A 16,777-nucleotide genomic window follows, 5' to 3' on the forward strand; every position below is an offset into this window, starting at 1 on the left:
CAATCACTGACCATGTTGGAAGGGGCAGTCCCCAACGTTGACGGAGGCTTTTGTAGGTGGTAGCGAGAATGCTCATATAATGGATGCGGCATCGTAGACGCCGAGAAAATATGACCCCCGAAGAAATGATCCAGCTTGTCGTGTCTGGCAGCGAGGATGACTACAGCCAAGAGCTGAACTCGGCTTTCCACAACGGCTTTCCGATTGAACACCTGAAGCCTCTACTAACCTCTAAAAATATTGAGATTCAAGGCCTTGGCTCGCACCTTGCATACGAGCTTGGTCCTAAGGTGCGCCCCTTGCTTGAAGAAATAGTGCCTTTGCTTGAGAGCGAAAGACCGCAAATCCGCTCGGATGCGATCATTATCTTACTCGATTGTGCAACCCGCTTCGATGCTGAACCGCTTGGCAAGGTATTCTGTCTTTTGGACGACCCAGATCCATTTGTGCAGCGGGGGGCTATGCGATTTGTTCAACACTGCGAGCGGGCGGAGTTGAATGTTGGTATCAACGCTGCGGCGCGACTATGCCCCGGCACAGTATTCGAGGATTTCCCCAGATTTTTGGGGAAGGACTTCTACAACTACCGTCCCATTTCACGCGCTATCTTGAGGCAACTTTTGTTGCATGAAAGCGTCGTCGCAAAAAGGCTGGCGGTTGGATTGGCTTCAAGGCCAAGGCAAGTTGTCGACAAAACCTTCTTAGACCTCGTGTCAGAGGCAACAGAGGAAGAGTGTCAAAATGTATTGCTGTGGGCGCGCAACCCAACCCGCTACTCGGGCACTATAGCTAGGTACCTTTGAATGGATTGACGAATTTCCGCTTTCAATATGGTGTCGACATTGACGCGTGACGCAGCTTTTGGTGGTTTGGGCTCGAAGCTGACCTGCGGCGGCGCGGCGCAATGGATGCCCAGGTGATCGGTCTGCCCGGCAGTGAAGCGGAACAAGGTCAACATCAACTTGTCGTTTCGCCCGGGGGCGCACCCCGGGCCGCGCCCGACCCTCCCCCCCGGGAGGGCGCATTGGTGACGTCCCGCCCCGAACTCAGGGTGAGAGGGACTACCGCGCCATGCATCAGCTCGGATTTCGTCTGCGCCCACCCAGGATTGGGCGCTGCCCTTTTTTCTCCGGCTTCAGATCAGAATGGCCTCGCACCCGATCTTTGCCGCGTGGTGTTCTGCCCCCCCAACTGAGCCAATCCGCCTGGTGAACCTGGCCCTGGCCGCCTTGTCGCCTTGGAAGGCGCGGTTCGGGACGATCTGGCTGTCTCTGGTCGGGGAGATGCTCACGAGAACTGGCGGAAAGGGCTGACGTCAATAGCCTGCCTGTCCGTTCGCGCAGCCGTCCAGCCCGTCGGCGGCAGGGCCCGGGCGCGGCGGCGGGCGAGGTGCCAGGTTTCATGCCAAGTCTCCGCCGCGGTCCCGTCATGGGTCGGGGCCATGTGCCAGCGGGTTTCGATCCCCTGCGCGCCGCCGTCGCCCGGGGTCAGCAGAAGGCCCAGCGGGCCGGGGAGGTCGGAGGCCTCGGGGGGCTGCATCGACTCGCGGACGCTCTGCGGTGCCGCGCGGCGGCTGGCGGCCAGTGTCTCGGCCCCGGTTTCGGCGGCCAGGTGCAGGCGGCGGACCGGGGTCAGGGCCGGCGGCGCCGGGAGGTCGACCACGACAAGGGGGGCGGCGCCGGACCGCAGCGCCTCTTCCGCGCACCACAGCAGATCCTCGCCCCGTTGCGGCGCCACGAACAGGAACCGGCCGGGCTGGGCGAAATCGGCCAGGCCTTCGGAATGCAGCCGGTCCGGCGACCAGGCGGGCACGATCCAGATCACCGGCCCGTTCAGCCGCCCCGCGACCCAGGCCGCGAAGGTGCGCCGGGCGGGGCCGCAGGCCTCGTGCACGCGCGAGGCCGCCAGGAACGGTGCGTCCCGGCCGGGGGCGAGGTGCAGGCCGGGACGCCGGTCCTCGGGCCGGCCTCGACCGGGGGAGAAGAGCTGAGTCGTCATGGGAACAGGATGGCATGTTCCTATTATGTTCTCAATTCTTTGTCCGCGGTCGGGGCTGGAACGCCCCGGACGGCAGGGGCACTGCCGCCCGGTGACGGGATCAGTCCCGGCCGGCGATCATGATCGCGTCCGCCAGTGCGGCGGGATCGCTGAAGCAGATCTCGTGGCTGCCGGGGATCTGGACCAGACGGAACAGGCCCAGCTTTTCCGACAGGCGCGGATGCCAGCCCAGGCTTTGCGGCAGGGCCGTGTCTTCGGTGCAGTTGATGTAGGACTTGGCGCATTCGAACTCGGCCGGGTTCTTCGACAGGGCGATCTTGTCGGTGAAGGTCGCGTAGGGGTGGGGGTTCAGCCGGTCGAAGGCGGATTGTGCCAGGTCCGCGGGGGCGTCGTTGATAAAGGCCTCGCGCCAGATCGGGTAGGGCAGCATCACGCTGTTGTCGTCGCTGGCGGCCGCGACCTGGTCGAACAGGTCCACGTAATGCGGCGGCACCATGTCGTTCAGGCATTCGCCGTCGCTCGGCACGAAGGCGTTCCAGTAGATCAGCCGCCGGATCCGGCCCGGCACGCGGTCGGCCACGCCGGTGATCACCATACCGCCATAACTGTGGCCCAGCAGGATCACGTCCGACAGGTCGTTGTCTTCCAGGTAGGTCACGATGGACGCGACGGCAGGGGCCAGCCCCTGCCGGCGGTCGTCGCCCGGCGCGTTGCCCGCCACGGTCGGGCAATGGACCACGTGACCTGCGGCGCGGATCGGGGCGGCGACATCCTCGAACAGCTCTCCTGTGTGCCAGGCGCCGTGGACCAGGACATATGTAGACATCGGGGTTTCCTCCACTCTAGTCTTCTCCACCGATCATAGCGGCGGAAGGAGCGCTGCGAATGGCCATCTCTCACAATTCCTGTGCTGAAACTCGGGCTGCGCCGCAGGTCTGGCAGACCAGCGACGTGCGCCAGGGCGAGGCGTTCGAGTTCTATCGCGAAGGGATCTGTGCTGCCTTCATGCCGCTGCGCCCGGAACTGGCGCGGGACCGGCGCGGGGCTTTCCGGGCCTCCATCGCGTCGCACCGGCTGGGCAGCGGCGTGCTGAACCTGGTCACCTCGCGCCCGCACGAGGTTCATCGGGGCCGGGCGGAAATCGCGGTCTCGCCGGTGCCGTGCTATTATGTGAACCTGCAACTGGGAGGGGCCTGCCAGATCGCGCAAGGAAGGCACGAGATGACCCTGCGGGCCGGGGATGTCGGCATCTTCGACGGGGCGGAACCGTTCCTGCTGGACCACGGGGATTGCGACGATCTGAAAGTGGCATCGCTTCTGGTGCCCAAGGCGACCTTCGATCCGCGGACGGACGGGGTCTGCAACGGGGTGCCGAAACGGCTGACGGCCCATGGCCGTGTCGGCGCGGCCCTGGGCGAAGCCATGCGTGCCCTGGCGATGTCCGCAGACAGCGGGGCAGGGACCGAGGCACGGGATCTGTATGACGTGGTGCTGTCGCTGGCGGTGCTGGCCGCGCGGACGACCGAGGAGACCGCGCCCGAGGATCGCCAGGCGGCGCAGCACCGGCGGTTGCAGCGGATCGTGGCGGCGGGATGCGCCGACAACGGGTTCACGGCGGCGACTTGCGCGGCCGAGGCCGGGCTTTCGGTCGGGCATCTGCACAACTTGTTCGCCCGGCAGGGGGATACGTTCGGATCCTGCCTGCGCCGGCACCGGTTACAACGGGCGGCGCGACTGCTGCAGGATCCGGCGCTGGCGCACTTGCCGGTGGCAGAGATCGGCTATCGTGCAGGGTTCGGCGATGCCTCGCATTTCGGGCGGGTGTTCCGCGAAGCCTATGGACGGACGCCTGCGGACTGGCGGAAGGGGCATCATCGTTAGTCGGGTCCTTCGACCCATCGTCCCGCCCGGCGGTACGCCGGACAGCGTCGGGCCCGTCCCGGAAGGGCGCCTTGCGGCCGTGCCGCGGGCCGGCCGCCGCGCTTCGTTCCCGGACGTTCGACGTCCCGCCGCGGCGGCGATCCGGCTCGGAATGTCTGCTACGGCGCCCGGTCCGGGTGACGGATCGCCAGTCCGGCGCCCTTGGGATAGGGCAAGGGTCCGTGCGCCGCGCTCATCCGGGCCAGGTTTTCCGCCAGCGCGCCTTCGGTCGCGCAGGGCTGCCGGGTCGCAAGGTCGACATGCAGCATGAAATGTTCGCCCGTGGCCACCGTCTTGCCGTTCACCTTCATCTTGTGGAACAGGTGCAGCTTGCGCCCTTCGCCCAGCAACATCTGGGTCCGGATCTCGATCCGGTCTCCGGCATGGACCTCTCCCAGGTGGCGCAGGTGGCTTTCGGCTGTGAAAAAGCTCTTTCCGCCGGCGATATAGTCGTCGTCCACGCCCAGCTTGTTCATGAAGCTGAACGTGCCTGCCGCAAAGGCCTCCTGATAGCGGGGTTCGGTCATGTGGCCGTTGAAATCGGTCCAGTCGAGCGGCACCGCCCGGGACACGGTCAGCAGCGGTTGGGACAGGTCTTCCAGCTCTGCCACGGTGCGGCCCGGCTCGGTCTCGCGCTTCCGCTGCGCGTCACGGTCGGCCAGCAGCTTGCCGGCCCCCCAGTTCCAGTGTTTCAGGCCGCGCAGGATCGACACCAGGTTCGCATCCCGGATCCGTTCCAGTTCCCGGATGGAATGATGGCCGGACTGCGCATCCGACTGGCCGGCGATGCGGTCGACCAGGTCGTCGTTGAATTCGGGGACGTCCATCAGTTTCGTCCAGGGCCATTCCAGCGCCGGGCCGAACTGGGACAGGAAATGGCGCATGCCGGCCTCTCCCCCGGCAATCCGGTAGGTCTCGAAGAGGCCCATCTGCGCCCAGCGAAGGCCAAAGCCCATGCGGATCGCCTCGTCGATCTCCTCTGTCGTGGCGATGCCGTCGCTGACCAGCCACAGCGCCTCGCGCCAGACGGCCTCCAGCAAGCGGTCGGCGACATGGGCGTCGATTTCCTTCTTCAGATGAAGGGGGTACATGGTCAGGCTGGACAGGATCGCCTTGGCGTCCTCGATCACCGGGCCCGGATTGGCGTCCGTCGTGACCAGTTCCACCAGGGGCAGCAGATAGACCGGGTTGAACGGGTGCGTCACCACGATCTGCCCGGGTCGGGCGCGGCCCGCCTGCAACTCCGACGGCTTGAAGCCCGAGGTCGACGAACCGACGATGGCATCGGCCGCGGCCGCGGCCTCGACCTGTTCCAGAACGGCCTGTTTCAGGGCCAGCCGTTCCGGCACGCTTTCCTGGATCCAGGCGGCGCCTTCGACGGCCTCTGCCACGGTCGGATGAAAGGTCATCCGGCCTTCTTCCGGCATGGGAAAACTGGTCAGGCCCGGCACGGCGCGGCGGGCATTGTCCAGCACGGCGCCGATCTTGCGGCCGGCCTCGGGATCCGGATCGAAGATCCGCACGTCCCACCCCGCCTGAAGGAACCGCGCCACCCAGCCGCCGCCGATGACGCCCCCGCCGATTATTGCTGCCGTTCGCGTCATTGCGTTGCCCCGTCCAGTTTCGTCATGTCATAGCCAAAGTAGTTCGCCACCGACCGCGCGGCGATCAGGTCCTTTTCCGGAACCTCCTGCGTGCGGCTGACGATCCGCGCGCGGTTCCCGTCCAGCTGCCCGATCAGGGCGGTGCGATAGCCGCTGTCCACCCACAGCACCCATTGCTTCGGAACCGGACCGGCAAAGTAGAGCTTGCCTGTATTCGCGGCCTCGAAGAGTTCCTGCCAGTCATCTCCGATGATCGTGCCGTTGCCGGTGCTGCGCTCCCTGCCGCCAAGCGCCTTCGTCTCGAAAAGCTTGTCGATCTGCGGCCGGACCGCCGGTTGCGGTTCGGTGCTGACCGTTGCCGCCTGATACCAGATACCGCCAAAGCGGGACGCGTCGATGCCTTCCCCCGGGACCGGGGGCTGATCCGGCACGACGCAGCCGGCCAGCGCCGACAGGGCGCCGCCCAGGACCGTCCGCCGGGTCCAGCCCGTCACACCGGGGCCCGCCTGGTCAGGCCCAGCTTCTTGCGGACCTCTTCCGGGCCGATGACGCGGGCGCCCATGTTTTCGATGATGGTCTTGGCACGGTCGACCAGCTGCCAGTTCTCGGCCAGGACGCCCTTGTCCAGCCACAGGTTGTCTTCCAGCCCCACCCGGACGTTCCCGCCCGCAAGGACCGATGCCGCGACATAGGCCATCTGGTTCCGCCCCAGAGCGAAGGCGGAAAAGGTCCAGCCTGCGGGCACGTTGTTGACCATCGCCATGAAGGTGTTCAGGTCGTCCGGCGCGCCCCAGGGCACGCCCATGCACAGCTGGACCAGCGCGGGGTCTTCCAGGATACCGTCGGCGACCAGTTGGCGCGCGTACCACAGGTGGCCGGTATCGAAGGCCTCGATCTCGGGCTTCACGCCCAGGGCGGTCATCTGGCGGCCCATCTCCTGCAACATGCCGGGCGTGTTGGTCATCACGTAATCGGCTTCGGCAAAGTTCATCGTGCCGCAGTCCAGCGTGCAGATCTCGGGCCGGCATTCGGTGACATGGGCCATGCGTTCGGTGGCGCCGGCCATGTCGGTGCCCGGGCCCGGCGGCAGCGGATTGTCGGTGCCGCCCAGGATCAGGTCGCCGCCCATGCCGGCGGTCAGGTTCAGCACCACGTCGACATCGGATGCGCGGATCCGGTCGGTCAGCTCGCGATAGAGCTTGGGGTCCCGCGACGGCGCACCGGTTTCGGGATCGCGGACATGGCAATGGACCACCGCCGCCCCGGCCTTGGCCGCCGCTATGGCGCTGTCGGCGATCTGTTCAGGCGAGCGCGGCACATGCGGGCTGCGGTCCTGGGACCCGCCGGATCCGGTCACGGCACAGGTGATGAAGACGTCCCGGTTCATGGAAAGGGGCATGGCGCGCAGCTCCGTAACTGTTTTCTGGTCGTACTCTTGCGCGGGGCCGGCAGCGACGGCAATCCCTGCCGCGGCGGCTTCATGGGACAAATGCGACACCGGTTTGACAAAGCGCGTGCCCGGGACGATGGTCCCTTCGATGACGAACCCTGCCGCCCCCGCCATATCCAGCACCGACGCCCGGGGCGTGGCCCTGATGGTCGCGGCCATGCTGGGCATTCCCGTCGTCGATGGCTTTGCCAAGTATCTCAGCGCCGATTATTCGCCGCTTTTCATCGCATGGGCGCGCTATGCGGTGGCATCGGGCATCGTGTTGCCGCTGGCCGTCCTGCGCTTCGGCCGCCATATCTTCCCGACCGAAAACCTGAAGGCCCATATCCTGCGCACGACCTTCCTGGTGGGGGCGATGACGCTTTATTTCATCGCGATTTCCACCATTCCGCTGGCCATGGCGGTGGGGGCCTTCTTCGTCGGACCCATCGTGGCTGTGGTCCTGTCGGTCCTGCTGCTGGGCGAGCGCATGACCACCCGCAAGGGCATCAGCCTGGGCCTGGGCGTGCTGGGCGCGGCGGTGATCCTGCGCCCGGGCGGTACGGTGGAGCCGGGGGTGATCCTGGCCTTCGCGGCCGGGTGCCTCTTTGCCTTCTACCTCGTGTCGACGCGCACCGCGTCGCAGAACACCGATCCCGTGAAGACGCTGGCCTTTCAATGCGTGCTGGGCAGCCTTCTTCTGGCCCCGCAGGCCGTCGTGACGGCCCAGGTGCCGGCTGCCGATACGCTGATCCTGTTTGCGGGGCTGGGGCTGTTCTCGGCTCTCTGCCACCTGATGTCGATTGCCGCCTTTCGCTGGGCCGATGCGTCCACCCTTGCGCCGCTGGTCTATCTGGAACTGGTCGGCGCCGCCGCCATCGGGATCTTCGTCTTCGCAGAGGTGCCGACCCTGCCGACGTTGGCCGGTGTCGCCCTGATTGCGGCCGGGGGGCTGGTCTTGATGGTGAAGGTGCCGCGCGCCTAGTCGGGGAAGCTCTTCACAGGCGGCCTGACCGCCCGGCTGCGGGCCGGGGAGCGACCGACTGTCCCGCGCCAGATGAATGGAGGGCCGCGGCGTTGCGCCAGTCCTGCGGATTGATTGCCTACCGTCTTGCCTTCGCGCGGCCCTGCCGCACGCCGGGGCCGGGGGTATCGGCAAAGCCGCAGTTGGCCTTGCCGGGCGACGGGTCTAAGACCTTGCCATACCCTTGAAAGGAACACGTACATGACCATCGTCGTCTTCGGAGGCACCGGCCAGATCGGCCGGGCGCTGGTCCCGCAACTGGTGGCGGCGGGCAAAAAGGTCCGCGTTATCACCCGCGATGCGGAAAAGGCCGCGGCATTGCCGGCCGGCGTGGAAGGCTTCGTTGCCGATCTGGACCGGGCCGATACCCTGCGCCCGGCTTTGGAAGGGGCCGAAGCGGTTTTCCTGCTGATCGCCAACAGCCCGATCGAAAGCCACCAGGGGCTGACCGTCCTGTCGGTGATCCTGGACGCGAAGCCCCGGCATCTGGTCTACCTGTCCAACGACATCTCGCAGCGCACGCCCATCGTGCCCCATGCCGGCGCCAAGCTGGGGATCGAAGCGGCGGTGCGTGCCGGTGGCGTGCCCTACACGATCCTGCGGCCGACCTATTTCATGCAGAACGACGCGATGGGAAAGGCCGCGATCATGAACGGGGCCTATGCCGTGCCCTGCGGGCTGAAGCCGCTGCACCGGGTCGACACGCGCGACGTCGCCGACGCGGCTGCCCGTGCGCTGCTGGACGGCACCTGCGAAGGCCGCGCGGTGCTGCTGTCCAGCGGCGAGGAACAGACGGGACCGGAAGCGGCAGAGCTCTGGTCGCAGGCGCTGGGCCGCACTGTGGTCTTTCCCGACCTCACGGCCGAGGAATGGGGCGAGATCGTGAAGCCCTACATGCCCGAATGGCTGCATTTCGATCTGATGCTGATGTACCGCAACCTGCGCGCCACCGGCAGCCCGGCGCGGCCCGCCGAAATGGCGGACCAGGCGCTGCTGCTGCCGGACGGCCCCCGGTCCTATGGCGCCTACATCGCCGGCACCGCCGCGGACTGGCTGGCCGAAAGCTAAAGCGTCAGGGTCCAGGTCTGGCCGATCAGGTCCGTCTCTCGCATCTGGCCTTCGGCCGGACCGTCCCGGACAAAGCCGATGGCCCGGTAGAGATCCCCGGCCGCCGTAAGCATCTCGTTCGTCGACAGCGTCACCGCGCGGTTGCGGCCCGCCCGGGCACACTGCACCGCCTCGTCCAGCAGGCGGCGACCCAGGTCCTGCTCCGGCGTTTCGGGGTCGATCCACAGAAGGCGCAGCCGTGCGGTCCGGTCGTCGTCATGGACGATCATCACCGATCCCGTGACGCTGCCGTCCAGCTCTGCCACCCAGGCGCGGTCGCGCGAGGGGTCGAAATCCGAAACGAAGCCCGCGACGGTATCGGCGACCAGCGCCTCGTAGGTCCAGTCCCAGCCGTGCTCTGCCGCATGCAGGCTGGCGTCGCGGTGGATGATCCAGCTCAGGTCGCCGGGGCTGGGCGCGCGCAGGACGGCGCGCGACGCCGGCACCCCATTGTCCAGCAGGCGCTGCACCCGGGCCATGGCCTGCACCAGCTGCCGCCGGTCGGCGGATGAGAGCGGCGCCAGAAGTGCCTCGACGCTGTCCGCGGAAGAGGGGCCCGGGCGATCCCAGCCGTCCCCTTGCATCGCGGCAAGGCCGGCGGCAAAGGCGCTGTCCAGCAGGCCCTCGCGCTGAAGCCCGGCCAGAATGCGGCCAAGTTCCCCGGGCGCGACCTGAAGGGTACGGGCCAGATCGGCAAGGCCGGGTGCCGCCGCATCCTGTTGCTTCCCGCCCGGCGGCCGGTCGTGACGTGGACGGTCGGCGGCCAGCGAAGCCAGAATACGCGCATGGAAAAGGTTGAACTGCCGCACGGCGGCGATGTCGCCGGGGGCGACAGGGATTCGGGACGAAATGCTCATGGATCCGGTCGTCAGTTAAATTGACTGAAATGATGGATGAAGGGCGGAATCGGCCATTGGTTAACGCTCTACGCGCGCCGCGCAGGTGCCGTGCCAGAGTCGTGCCCGTGCCGTGCCGACGGCTGGGAACGACGTCAGGACGCCTGTCCGGTTCCGGAAAAAAGCGGCCTAGACCAGGACGATGTCGTCCGCCAAGGCCGAGAGGCCGGTATAGCCCTGCAGCGTGACCTGGCCTGCGCCCTCGATATCGATCACCGTGTTCAGCCCGTCGACCGAGACGTAATCGGCCATGAACTGGTCCACCGTCAGGCCGTCCAGCGCTGCAATGTGCTTGAAGCTCAGCGTGTCGGAGCCGGACTGGAAGTCGGTGATCCGGTCGATGCCGAAGACGCCCCGGAAGACGAAGTCGTCCGCCCCGTGTCCGCCCGACAGCACGTCGTGGCCCTTGCCACCGACCACGGTGTCCTTGCCCTTGCCGCCCTGGACGATATCGTCACCCTGACCGCCGCGGGCGATGTCGTGGCCCTTGCCGCCCAGCACCGTATCGTTGCCGGTCTTGCCCAGGACCTTGTCATGGCCTTTCTGGCCCTTCACCAGATCGTCGCCGGACCCTCCCGCAACCGTGTCGGATCCCGATCCGCCGGATACCAGGTCATTGCCGGAACCGCCGCGCACGATATCCGATCCGCCTTTGCCCGAAAGCGTATCGTCGCCGCCGCCACCTGCCAGGAAATCGTCGTCCTCGGCGCCGGTCCCGATTTCGGGCCCGAGCCCGCCGAAATAGTTCCAGCCAGAGGCATTCGGATTGTAGGTGCTGGTGCCGCTGTGGGACACGTATGTCAGGTCCGAGAACGCGTAGACATCGCCCAGCGTGTCCATGTCCACAGGCGTGAACATGTCTTCGCTGTTGGCCGGGTCATAATATTGTTGCCAGTCATTGGCGAAATTCACCGCGGACTGGCCCGTCAGAACCTTGACGCCCGCCACCTGGATGAAGCTCCAGGCATCGGTCCCGTTGACCGCCTGGGTGAAGGCCACGACGGTGCCTTCCTGTTCGGAACCGGGCCCGAACTGTGCAAGTTGCCACTGCACCGGCTGGCTGTTCCAGTCGTCCGAGGACAGCGTCATCGGATAGGATCCCAGGTCCTCGATATACTCCCAGCCGATCACGGGAAACGTCGTGCCGACCTGATCAGCCGCGTAGCTGAAGCCGAACTGTCCGACATCGTCGGGCACGGTGACATTGATCTGCTCGAAGGTCGGATAGACGTCTTCGATATATCCGGCCGGCGTCGCAAGGCTTGCGAAATTGTAGGTTGTCATCGGTCCCATCCCCCTGGGCGTTCCATCCGAAAGCGGATCAAAGCCGCGCCGCGTCCCTTTTCAACCAAGCTGAAAAAAATGGCCGCATTCCGCAAGCGCAAGGCCGGGATTGGGAAAGATCGCAGCCGGATCGTGGCATTTCGTGACGGCGGCGGGGCCGGTTCGGGGGGGAGGGACGGCGATTTCGCCAAGGATTGCACAAAGATCGGGCGTCGGAGGAGCGGGCCGCGGCGTGGCCGGTCAGGGCCGGATCGGCAGGTTCACCCCGGTGATCTGCTCCCGCAGCCCCCGAAGGTATCGCGGCACGTCACGGGCGCCATAGGCGGCCTCGCGCACCAGCCGGTCGAAATGGGCCGTAAAGATCTCGATCCGCTCGCGGTCACGGAAGGCCAGGTAGTGGCTGCCGAGATAAAGCACCGACAGCAGAGGTCCGAAGATCGTGATGGGCGAGGAATACAGCCTGCGCGCATCGAAGAGCGACAGCCGCAGTCGAGGATAAAGCTGCGTCGACAGACGCTCCAGCCGGTCCAGCTGTTCCAGCCGGATCTCGCGGCTGACGCCGCTATAATAGCCTTCGGCGCGGGCGAAGGTGTCGATTTCGTAAAGCGGCAGCGCGATCTCGTAATCCGATTGCGCCTGCCGCATCCAGTCCAGCCGGTCCTGCGAGGCGCCGATGGCCTGGTCCGCCGTACGGCCCAGATGGGGCTTGTATTCCCATTCGATCAGCGCGCGTGTCTTCAGCATGTCGGGCAGGGCGGCCGGCACATGCCGGATCTTGTAGCCTTCGGCCTCGCGGTGCCAGGCGTAGATGCGTTCGTCGACCAGCGCCCGGGGCGCTTCCGTCAGGCTGAGAGAGGTCGACAGAAGCTGCGCGGCACTTTCCGGCCGGTCGGAGAGCGACAGAAGCCAGTCGGCGGATACGCCAAGCGCCGTGGCACAGGCGGCCACGACCTGCGCATTGGGCAGGCGGGCGGTATCGGGCGCCAGAAGCTGGGAAATCGTCGATCGGTCGACGCCCGCAGCCCGCGCCAGGGCGCTTTGACTGACCTCGCCGTCGCGCATGGCGCGGGCCAGACGGTCACGAAATTGCTGCGCGCGCAGTCGTTTGTCTATGAAATCCGGCATATGTTGATTTTGGTCACCAATCGCGGGTTTTGTTCACCATATACCAAATGGTCACGCTGTCGTGAATATGTTTCTGTTCGGGGCAGGAAACCCTGATCTTTCAATGAAGTGGAATGGACATGGCCTCGACCGAGGTGCCTGGACCCGTTGTCGTGCCCGGATTCGATACCGGCCGAACCCAAGCGATTGCAGGTGCAGCATCGCCCGGGGGCGGAACGTCGGCAGGTCTTGGTCGTCTTGCCGCGCCGAAGGTGCTGGCAGGGGCCAGGGTCGAATGGGGCACGCTGGGTCTGATGGTGGGCTGTTACGCCGTGTGGGCGGCCGGGCTGTGGCTGCTTTGGCCGGTGGCACCGGTCCTGGCGGTGATCGTGACGGCGGTGGCGCTGGGCTTTCATTCCTCGCTGACGCACGAGGCGCTGCACGGGCATCCGTTCCGGTCCGAGGTTGCGAACGAGTTGACGGTGGCCGCGGCGCTGGCGGTGGTCTTTCCCTATCGCCGTTACCGCGACCAGCATTTGGCGCATCACAACGACCCGCTGCTGACCGATCCCTATGACGATCCGGAATCGAACTTTCTGGATCCGGACAAGTGGGCGGTGATGCCGCGCTGGAAACAGGTGCTGTTCCAGTGGAACAATACACTGCTGGGCCGGATCGTGATCGGGCCCTGGATAGGGACGGCGATGTTCCTGCAGGGCGACTGGCGCCTGATCCGCGCCGGCGACCGGACGGTGATCCAGGCCTGGCTGCTGCACATCCCGGCGATGATCCTTGTGCTGGGGCTGGTGGCGCTGTCGCCGATGCCGTTCTGGGCCTACGGGCTGGCGATCTGGGCGGGGCTGGGTCTGATGAAGATCCGCACCTATCTGGAACACCGCGCGCATGAAAAGCACCGGGCGCGGACGGCCATCGTGGAAGACAGGGGGCCGCTGGCGTGGCTGTTCCTCTACAACAACCTGCATGTCGTCCACCATCAGCATCCGGCGGTGCCGTGGTATCAGCTGCCGGCGCTTTATGAGCGTAGCGGCGAACGCTATCGCGGCATGAACGAGGCTTACGTCTATCGCTCTTACGGCGAAGTGTTCCGCAGGTATCTGGTGCGGGCGAAGGATTCCGTGCCGCATCCCCTCTGGCGGTCCCGGTAAAAGAGGCGCAAGAGAGACGCCATGTCTCTCTGGATTCTGGTCTCTGTCTGCGCGGCGTTCTTCCAGACGCTGCGCTTCATGCTTCAGAAATGGTTGTCCACCGCGCGGCTGTCGGCCGCGGGCGCGACCTTTGCGCGGTTCCTGTATTCGGCGCCGTTGCTGCTGCTGGTGCTGGTGGCCTGGTTCGGCTGGACCGGGCACACGGTTCCGGCGCTTACGGGGCGGTTCTGGCTGTTCGCGCTGGCGGGCGGGGCGGGGCAGATCTTTGCCACGATCTTCGTCGTCCTGCTGTTCAAGCAGCGCAATTTCGCGGTGGGGATCACCTTCAAGAACGCCGAGGTGCTGCTGACCGCGATCATGGGCCTGTTCGTCCTGGGCGATGTGGTCAGCCCCCTGGGGTTCTTTGCCATCATTCTGGGCGTGATCGCGATCTTCCTTCTGTCGAAGCCGCCCGAGGGCGGCGGCAAGTGGTGGCAGAACCTGACCAATCGCGCGGCCGCACTGGGGCTGGGGGCGGGGCTTCTGTTCGCGATCTCCTCTGTCGGGTATCGCGGCGCGTCGCTGCAGATCGACGATCCGGCGCCCGTGGTGCGGGCGGCGGTGACCCTGTCGGCGGTGACCCTGTCGCAGATGGTGGCCATGGCGCTGTGGCTGTTCTGGAAGGATCGCAGGGAACTGGCCGCGGTCTGGGCCGCGCGGCGGTCGGCGGTGTGGATCGGGCTGACCAGCATTGTGGGATCCTTCTGCTGGTTCCTGGCCTTCACCCTGCAGACGGCCGCCTATGTGAAGGCGGTGGGGCAGGTGGAGCTGGTCTTCAGCCTGATCGCCTCTGTCCTGTTCTTCCGCGAAACGGTGACGAAACGGGAACTGTCGGGCATCGCCATGCTTGGCCTGTCGATCCTGCTGCTGATCCTGGCGATCTGAGCGGATCTGAACGCGTCCCGGTCGCCCGCCCGCGGCGGACCGCCCACCCACCCCCGGGCCCTGCCTGCGGCAGGACCCGTCCCGCCACGGGCGGGCGCCCTGCGGTGCGACGCGAGCGGTACGAAAATGCCGCGCCCCTTGCAGGACGCGGCAATCCGATCGGTTCATCGGCCTGACAGAGGCCGAACGGCCCTCAGGCCGGTGTGGGGCGCTGCATCGAGGCCGGGCGGTGCCCGTCCTCCATCGGCTGCTCATGGCCGTAGATCCGCAGGAACAGGTTCGCCTCTTCGTTGTTCTTGAAGAACGGGACGGAGGCGGGCGGTTCCTTTACGGCGGCGCGGGCCTCGACCTCGGCCAGGACGACCTCGGTGATGAAGGGCAGGTCGAAGCTGCGCGCCTCGGGCAGCGGGATCCACTGGAGATGCGAAAGCTCATCCGTGGCATGGGTGAAGTCGTCCAGGTCGCCCTGCACGTCGTCGGCATCCACCAGGAAGAAGCGCGCATCGAAGCGGCGCGGCCGGCCCGGGGGCGTGATCGCGCGGAACACGAATTGCAGCATGTCGCCCGCCGGCAGGTGGCCGGTGGCGGCGTAGCGGATCCAGTCTTCCGGCACATCGCCGTCCCAGGTGCCGGGGCGTCCCAGGATCAGGCCGGTTTCCTCCCACAGCTCGCGCACGGCGGCGGCGGCCAGTTGGCCTGCAAGGCCCGGCAGGCAGTCCTGTTCCAGCCGCGTGGTGCAGAGGCCCGGCAGCGGGGCCGCCAGCGGTATGGTGGCATCGGCCGCATCGACCGCACCGCCCGGAAAGACGAACTTGTTGGGAAAGAACGCGGCCTTGGCGCCGCGCTGGCCCATCAGGACGGCCGGGTTCGTGGCCCGGTCCCGCAGGACGATGACAGTGGCCGCATTGCGGATGGCGGTCTTGTCCGGCGCCGCGGCGCCGGTCGGTGCTTCAGTGGTCATTGATCCTCCCATTCCTCCGGGGCACGGTCGGGTTCTGCCCCGAAGCCCCCCATGCGGCGGGCCCATTGCAGTCCGATCATCATCCCCTTCAGCCTGGGCAGAAGGTAGAGGGACAATCCGACCGAGCCAACTGCAAAGATGGTGAAAAGCACCAGCGGGTCGGGACGGAACTCCACGAAGACGGTCAGCAGCGCCGGCGCCATCAGGTGACCCACGATCAGGATCGTCAGATAGGCCGGGCCGTCGTCGGCCCGCTGGGGGGTGAAGTCCTGCTTGCAGACCGGGCAGGCGCTGTTGACCGCAAGGTAACCCTTGAAGATCTGTCCCTGTCCGCAGCGCGGGCACTTGCGCCGCCAGCCGCGCAGCATGGCGGGCTTGGTCGGACGGTCGGTTTCCTTGCGCACCGAAGTTGCACGCGCAGGCAGGGTCTGGGTATCGGACGGGGTCATGGCAGGCATCCCGGGGTAAGTAGCGTACGAAACGCTCGACATATGCACCGTGCAGGGCGCACGGAAGAGCTGCGATTATCTGCCTCAGCTCGCCCGGTGAAAACTGCGCCGATTGCCCTTGCGGCCGGATGTCGCAAAACTGTCGTCTTTCGAGCCTGCAAAAATTTTCGACGGAACGTCGGCGCCTGCCCGTTTTAAGCACAGATCCGGCGGCAAGGGGCCGGCCGGGCAGGAAGGGAAGAACCAGATGATCAACAAGATCCATGTCAAGCCGATCGCCGCAATGCTCGCGCTGTCGGTCGGCGTGCTGAGCGCCGGCTCTGCCCTGGCATTCGGACCGGGGGGGCAGCCCGGATCCGGTCACGGTCCGCGGGGGATGGGCCCCGGACCGATGATGATGAAGATGACCTTTCAGGAGATCGACACCGACGGCAACGGTGTGATCACCTATGAAGAGCTGCGCCTGATCGGTCCTAACCGGGCGGCCGAGGGCGACACCGACGGCGACGGCGCACTGAGCCTGGAGGAAGTGCAGGCGATGGCGATGTCCCGCGCGGCCGAACGGGCGGCGATGATGTTCCAGAAGATGGACAAGGACGGCGACGGCCTGGTCCAGCTGTCGGAACTGCCCCGGCCCCGTGGCACCGGCATGATCTTCGACCGGATGGATCGCGACAATGACGGCAGCATCACCGAGGTCGAGTTCGAGGTGGCCAAGGTGCTGATGGCCGAGCACATGCAGGACCGCATGAAGAAGGGCGGCTCCCAGCACGGACCCGATGGCGGATGCCACGGTGGATACCGTGGGCATGGCGGTCATGGCGACCGGATGCAGCGCAATGCCCCCGGCAGTCAGGCCCCGGCCATGCCGGCGCCGGAACAGGACTGACGGGCGGCCTGACGGAGCCTAG

Annotated in this window: 17 protein-coding genes; 7 read left to right on the forward strand and 10 right to left on the reverse strand. The window is 66.4% G+C overall.

Going from position 1 to position 16,777, the window contains the following annotated elements; translation table 11 throughout:
- Nucleotides 1-110: 110 nt before the first annotated feature.
- Complete coding sequence (locus FQK05_RS13935; RefSeq protein WP_233270509.1) at nt 111-803, forward strand: hypothetical protein; 693 nt, start codon at nt 111-113, stop codon at nt 801-803.
- A gap of 484 nt (nt 804-1,287) precedes the next feature.
- Here the strand turns inward: FQK05_RS13935 and FQK05_RS13940 are convergent, their stop codons facing one another.
- Both FQK05_RS13940 and FQK05_RS13945 read right to left on the reverse strand, forming a co-directional pair.
- Nucleotides 1,288-1,998: an ImuA family protein gene (locus tag FQK05_RS13940; protein WP_158967839.1), complete on the reverse strand. Its 711-nt coding sequence runs from the start codon at nt 1,996-1,998 to the stop codon at nt 1,288-1,290.
- A 100-nt stretch (nt 1,999-2,098) separates the two neighbouring features.
- Complete coding sequence (locus FQK05_RS13945) at nt 2,099-2,824, reverse strand: alpha/beta fold hydrolase (protein WP_158967841.1); 726 nt, start codon at nt 2,822-2,824, stop codon at nt 2,099-2,101.
- A 59-nt stretch (nt 2,825-2,883) separates the two neighbouring features.
- On the opposite strand from FQK05_RS13945, the gene FQK05_RS13950 reads away from it, so the two are divergent.
- On the forward strand, nt 2,884-3,879 hold the full coding sequence (locus FQK05_RS13950; RefSeq protein ID WP_158967843.1) for a helix-turn-helix domain-containing protein: 996 nt from the start codon (nt 2,884-2,886) through the stop codon (nt 3,877-3,879).
- Between the two features lie 158 nt (nt 3,880-4,037).
- On the opposite strand, the gene FQK05_RS13955 is transcribed toward FQK05_RS13950, so the two are convergent.
- From FQK05_RS13955 to FQK05_RS13965, 3 genes are read right to left on the reverse strand one after another with little or no spacing between them, the layout of a single operon-like run.
- Nucleotides 4,038-5,522, reverse strand: coding sequence for a carnitine 3-dehydrogenase (locus FQK05_RS13955; protein ID WP_158967845.1), 1,485 nt, complete (start codon nt 5,520-5,522; stop codon nt 4,038-4,040).
- On the reverse strand, nt 5,519-6,016 hold the full coding sequence (locus tag FQK05_RS13960; RefSeq protein ID WP_158967847.1) for a lipocalin family protein: 498 nt from the start codon (nt 6,014-6,016) through the stop codon (nt 5,519-5,521). Before FQK05_RS13960 ends, FQK05_RS13955 begins: the two co-directional genes overlap by 4 nt.
- On the reverse strand, nt 6,013-6,921 hold the full coding sequence (locus FQK05_RS13965; protein ID WP_158967849.1) for a BKACE family enzyme: 909 nt from the start codon (nt 6,919-6,921) through the stop codon (nt 6,013-6,015). Before FQK05_RS13965 ends, FQK05_RS13960 begins: the two co-directional genes overlap by 4 nt.
- A gap of 139 nt (nt 6,922-7,060) precedes the next feature.
- On the opposite strand from FQK05_RS13965, the gene FQK05_RS13970 reads away from it, so the two are divergent.
- On the forward strand, nt 7,061-7,936 hold the full coding sequence (locus FQK05_RS13970; RefSeq protein ID WP_158967851.1) for a DMT family transporter: 876 nt from the start codon (nt 7,061-7,063) through the stop codon (nt 7,934-7,936).
- 240 nt (nt 7,937-8,176) lie between these two features.
- Nucleotides 8,177-9,043, forward strand: a complete 867-nt coding sequence (locus FQK05_RS13975) for an SDR family oxidoreductase (RefSeq protein WP_158967853.1) — start codon at nt 8,177-8,179, stop codon at nt 9,041-9,043.
- On the opposite strand, the gene FQK05_RS13980 is transcribed toward FQK05_RS13975, so the two are convergent.
- The 3 genes from FQK05_RS13980 to FQK05_RS13990 all read right to left on the reverse strand — a co-directional run bounded on the left by FQK05_RS13980 (nt 9,040) and on the right by FQK05_RS13990 (nt 12,387).
- Nucleotides 9,040-9,939: a GNAT family N-acetyltransferase gene (locus tag FQK05_RS13980; protein ID WP_158967855.1), complete on the reverse strand. Its 900-nt coding sequence runs from the start codon at nt 9,937-9,939 to the stop codon at nt 9,040-9,042. The two genes, FQK05_RS13975 and FQK05_RS13980, sit on opposite strands and share 4 nt — an antisense overlap.
- 168 nt (nt 9,940-10,107) lie before the next feature.
- On the reverse strand, nt 10,108-11,262 hold the full coding sequence (locus tag FQK05_RS13985) for a calcium-binding protein (protein WP_158967857.1): 1,155 nt from the start codon (nt 11,260-11,262) through the stop codon (nt 10,108-10,110).
- A gap of 240 nt (nt 11,263-11,502) precedes the next feature.
- On the reverse strand, nt 11,503-12,387 hold the full coding sequence (locus tag FQK05_RS13990; protein WP_158967859.1) for a helix-turn-helix domain-containing protein: 885 nt from the start codon (nt 12,385-12,387) through the stop codon (nt 11,503-11,505).
- Nucleotides 12,388-12,500: 113 nt separating this feature from the next.
- Here FQK05_RS13990 and FQK05_RS13995 point away from each other — a divergent pair, with 113 nt between their 5' ends.
- Complete coding sequence (locus FQK05_RS13995; protein ID WP_233270510.1) at nt 12,501-13,532, forward strand: fatty acid desaturase; 1,032 nt, start codon at nt 12,501-12,503, stop codon at nt 13,530-13,532.
- Nucleotides 13,533-13,553: 21 nt separating this feature from the next.
- Nucleotides 13,554-14,456, forward strand: coding sequence for a DMT family transporter (locus tag FQK05_RS14000; RefSeq protein ID WP_158967860.1), 903 nt, complete (start codon nt 13,554-13,556; stop codon nt 14,454-14,456).
- Between the two features lie 193 nt (nt 14,457-14,649).
- On the opposite strand, the gene FQK05_RS14005 is transcribed toward FQK05_RS14000, so the two are convergent.
- Nucleotides 14,650-15,417 (reverse strand): NUDIX hydrolase, encoded by a 768-nt coding sequence (locus FQK05_RS14005; RefSeq protein ID WP_158967862.1) that lies wholly within the window; start codon nt 15,415-15,417, stop codon nt 14,650-14,652.
- Nucleotides 15,414-15,866 carry a DUF983 domain-containing protein gene (locus tag FQK05_RS14010; protein ID WP_158967864.1) on the reverse strand — a complete coding sequence of 151 codons (453 nt, stop codon included), beginning with the start codon at nt 15,864-15,866 and terminating at the stop codon, nt 15,414-15,416. The genes FQK05_RS14005 and FQK05_RS14010 overlap by 4 nt, the downstream gene beginning before the upstream one ends.
- 247 nt (nt 15,867-16,113) lie before the next feature.
- On the opposite strand from FQK05_RS14010, the gene FQK05_RS14015 reads away from it, so the two are divergent.
- A complete protein-coding gene (locus FQK05_RS14015; protein WP_158967866.1) occupies nt 16,114-16,755 on the forward strand; it encodes an EF-hand domain-containing protein in 642 nt (213 codons plus the stop codon).
- Nucleotides 16,756-16,777 lie beyond the last annotated feature (22 nt).

Origin of the sequence: Chachezhania sediminis, assembly GCF_009765275.1 — a bacterium.
Taxonomy (GTDB): domain Bacteria; phylum Pseudomonadota; class Alphaproteobacteria; order Rhodobacterales; family Rhodobacteraceae; genus Chachezhania; species Chachezhania sediminis.

Bases quoted from the DNA above. Each gene is read 5' to 3' on its own strand.
- FQK05_RS14010 (WP_158967864.1), bottom strand. From the start codon at position 15,866: ATGACCCCGTCCGATACCCAGACCCTGCCTGCGCGTGCAACTTCGGTG.
- FQK05_RS13980 (WP_158967855.1), bottom strand. From the start codon at position 9,939: ATGAGCATTTCGTCCCGAATCCCTGTCGCCCCCGGCGACATCGCCGCC.
- FQK05_RS13975 (WP_158967853.1), top strand. From the start codon at position 8,177: ATGACCATCGTCGTCTTCGGAGGCACCGGCCAGATCGGCCGGGCGCTG.
- FQK05_RS14015 (WP_158967866.1), top strand. From the start codon at position 16,114: ATGATCAACAAGATCCATGTCAAGCCGATCGCCGCAATGCTCGCGCTG.
- FQK05_RS14000 (WP_158967860.1), top strand. From the start codon at position 13,554: ATGTCTCTCTGGATTCTGGTCTCTGTCTGCGCGGCGTTCTTCCAGACG.
- FQK05_RS13935 (WP_233270509.1), top strand. From the start codon at position 111: ATGACCCCCGAAGAAATGATCCAGCTTGTCGTGTCTGGCAGCGAGGAT.
- FQK05_RS13940 (WP_158967839.1), bottom strand. From the start codon at position 1,998: ATGACGACTCAGCTCTTCTCCCCCGGTCGAGGCCGGCCCGAGGACCGG.
- FQK05_RS13965 (WP_158967849.1), bottom strand. From the start codon at position 6,921: ATGCCCCTTTCCATGAACCGGGACGTCTTCATCACCTGTGCCGTGACC.
- FQK05_RS13970 (WP_158967851.1), top strand. From the start codon at position 7,061: ATGACGAACCCTGCCGCCCCCGCCATATCCAGCACCGACGCCCGGGGC.
- FQK05_RS13990 (WP_158967859.1), bottom strand. From the start codon at position 12,387: ATGCCGGATTTCATAGACAAACGACTGCGCGCGCAGCAATTTCGTGAC.
- FQK05_RS14005 (WP_158967862.1), bottom strand. From the start codon at position 15,417: ATGACCACTGAAGCACCGACCGGCGCCGCGGCGCCGGACAAGACCGCC.
- FQK05_RS13985 (WP_158967857.1), bottom strand. From the start codon at position 11,262: ATGACAACCTACAATTTCGCAAGCCTTGCGACGCCGGCCGGATATATC.
- FQK05_RS13995 (WP_233270510.1), top strand. From the start codon at position 12,501: ATGGACATGGCCTCGACCGAGGTGCCTGGACCCGTTGTCGTGCCCGGA.
- FQK05_RS13945 (WP_158967841.1), bottom strand. From the start codon at position 2,824: ATGTCTACATATGTCCTGGTCCACGGCGCCTGGCACACAGGAGAGCTG.
- FQK05_RS13955 (WP_158967845.1), bottom strand. From the start codon at position 5,522: ATGACGCGAACGGCAGCAATAATCGGCGGGGGCGTCATCGGCGGCGGC.
- FQK05_RS13950 (WP_158967843.1), top strand. From the start codon at position 2,884: ATGGCCATCTCTCACAATTCCTGTGCTGAAACTCGGGCTGCGCCGCAG.